Origin of the sequence: Vibrio sp. IB15 (genome assembly GCF_016406055.1) — a bacterium.
Lineage (GTDB): Bacteria > Pseudomonadota > Gammaproteobacteria > Enterobacterales > Vibrionaceae > Vibrio > Vibrio chagasii.
On record NZ_JAEFCE010000132.1, the window covers coordinates 1 to 2,032 of the forward strand.

2 protein-coding genes are annotated in these 2,032 nt (G+C 37.6%); both read left to right on the forward strand.

Annotated elements, in window-relative coordinates; genetic code table 11:
* The first annotated feature begins 390 nt into the window (after positions 1–390).
* Positions 391–993: an HAD-IA family hydrolase gene (locus JC606_RS23040; RefSeq protein ID WP_004739422.1), complete on the forward strand. Its 603-nt coding sequence runs from the start codon at positions 391–393 to the stop codon at positions 991–993.
* A 481-nt stretch (positions 994–1,474) separates the two neighbouring features.
* Entirely contained in the window at positions 1,475–1,867 is a 393-nt protein-coding gene (locus JC606_RS23045; RefSeq protein ID WP_061031684.1) for a hypothetical protein, read from the forward strand.
* Positions 1,868–2,032: the final 165 nt, after the last annotated feature.

The following is a 2,032-nucleotide window of genomic DNA, read 5'->3' on the forward strand; positions in this document are numbered from 1 at the left end:
TTCAGATACTTTTCTTATCTGAATAGAATGAGTTGGAGCCCAGCCCTAACTCTGACATGTAAAAAATTTCTCAGGTTGAATTTTTACCCGTGGCACTTTCTAGCTCGAAAGTGCCCCAAGTATGTTTAAAGCGCATGAAGCTATCATGAGAACTATTGTGGCAACAGCTTGTTCGCAAATTGTCCAACACTTATTCGTGCATCAGGCTGGAACATTTTTTGCCGATCAATTCATGTTATAAAGAAAAAATCTGTATTTAGTGATGTATGTACGAAACTTTCGAATATAAGTCATTGTTAGTTATAGTAAAAAAGATGTACCGTTTACGTCATTAAGATACTAGACAGAATAATTTTGTCTAATATAGCTGTTATGTGCAAGGGAGTTTCGTTGAAAAAATATATCCTCATCGATTTTGATGGTGTTATCCGTCATTGGCAAGGCAGCACTATCGAGAATACAGAAAAACGCTTAGGTTTGCCTGTTGGTGCGCTGTTTTCTGTTGCGTTTTCAGAGTCACTTTTATTACCCACAATCACAGGCCAACAAACTCATGCTAATTGGGTTAAAAAGGTACGCGAGCAACTTTCAAATAAATTCGATGAAGCAATTGGAGAAGAACTAGTTGAAGCATGGGAGAAGACAACCGCTACAATCGATTATAAATTTTTAAATACCATAAGGTTGATCTCTCCATTTTCAAAACTTGTGCTTGTTACTAATGCTACCGATAAGCTAACTCAAGATATACGTGACTCAAGCTTAAGTGGCAGTTTTGATTTTGTTATCAACTCTTCTGACGTATTGGTAGCTAAACCCGCTTCTAAATTTTTTACTAGAACTCTGGAATTGCTAGGTTGTGATTCTAGTGAATGCGTATTTATTGATGATACGGTTAAAAATGTACAATCAGCACAAGCGTTAGGCATACAAAGTTTGCATCATAAGTCAGTAGATGAAACATTAGAGTTCATCAAAATAAATTGCACATAACAGATAAGGATTAAGCGTTGCGTAGCCAACGTAAATCCCAAGTGTTGAACAAGCCCGAGCCTCTATATAAGTAAATTGTGCGATCTGCTCTAGAAGGGTGGCGGCCTTGATAATTGTCTATAGGCGAACCTCGGTCTTACTCCGTATGTGAAGTTTTACTCGTGGCACTTTTCTCAAAAAGTGCCAGCTAGCTCAGATCTGCCCCAAAGTGTGTTTAGAGCGCATGAAGCTATCATGAGAACTATTTAGTCAACAGAGTGTTCACAAATTGTCTAACACTTATTCGTGCATCAGGCTGGAACATATTTTGCCGTTCAATTCATGCTATACAGAAAAAATCTGTATTTAGTGATGCAGGTATAGAAATGCAGACCTTAAGCTATTGTTATTTAAGCTAAAACTGATATATCGTTTACATCGTTAAGATGCTAGACAGAATAATTCTGTCTAATATAGCTGTTATGTGTAAAAGAGGATTATTATGTACTACCTTCCCAAGTTGTTGGCTGAGAAGTTTGCTTACTTTGGCAAATTCTCAATATTCGGTATCTGGGCGATATCATTCGCTTCAATGATCTTATTTGCATTTATTGCATCTGCTATCGCTTCTTTAAACGAACTATTGGTTGCTCCAGCATTTAGTATCTACTTGATATTTGTTTTGGGAATCGTTTCGGCTAAGTTTTTTTCAAGAAAGAAAATCATCCTAACCGGCCCTGTCGCTGTAAGAATAGCTTCATCAGATGCAGGAGAATCGGCCGCGAAAGTTGGAAAAACGATTTCAGAAATAATTTTTTTGCTGTGCTTTTACTTTTTTCTGTTCGGGTGCGTATTTTTTGCGTTATCACCTTTATTGTTTTGGGCATACACATAACAAGTTGCTTAAGAGTGATTCGCAACGCGTGGCATTTTTACTATGCGTCGGTTTATGTATTTAAGGTATTATGCGGAGGCTAAGGTATTGCGTTGCTCACACCTTAGCAAGGCGTTGATATGACCCCCACTGTCAATTAAAAACGTAGAAGTTTCTGCTCCCTCA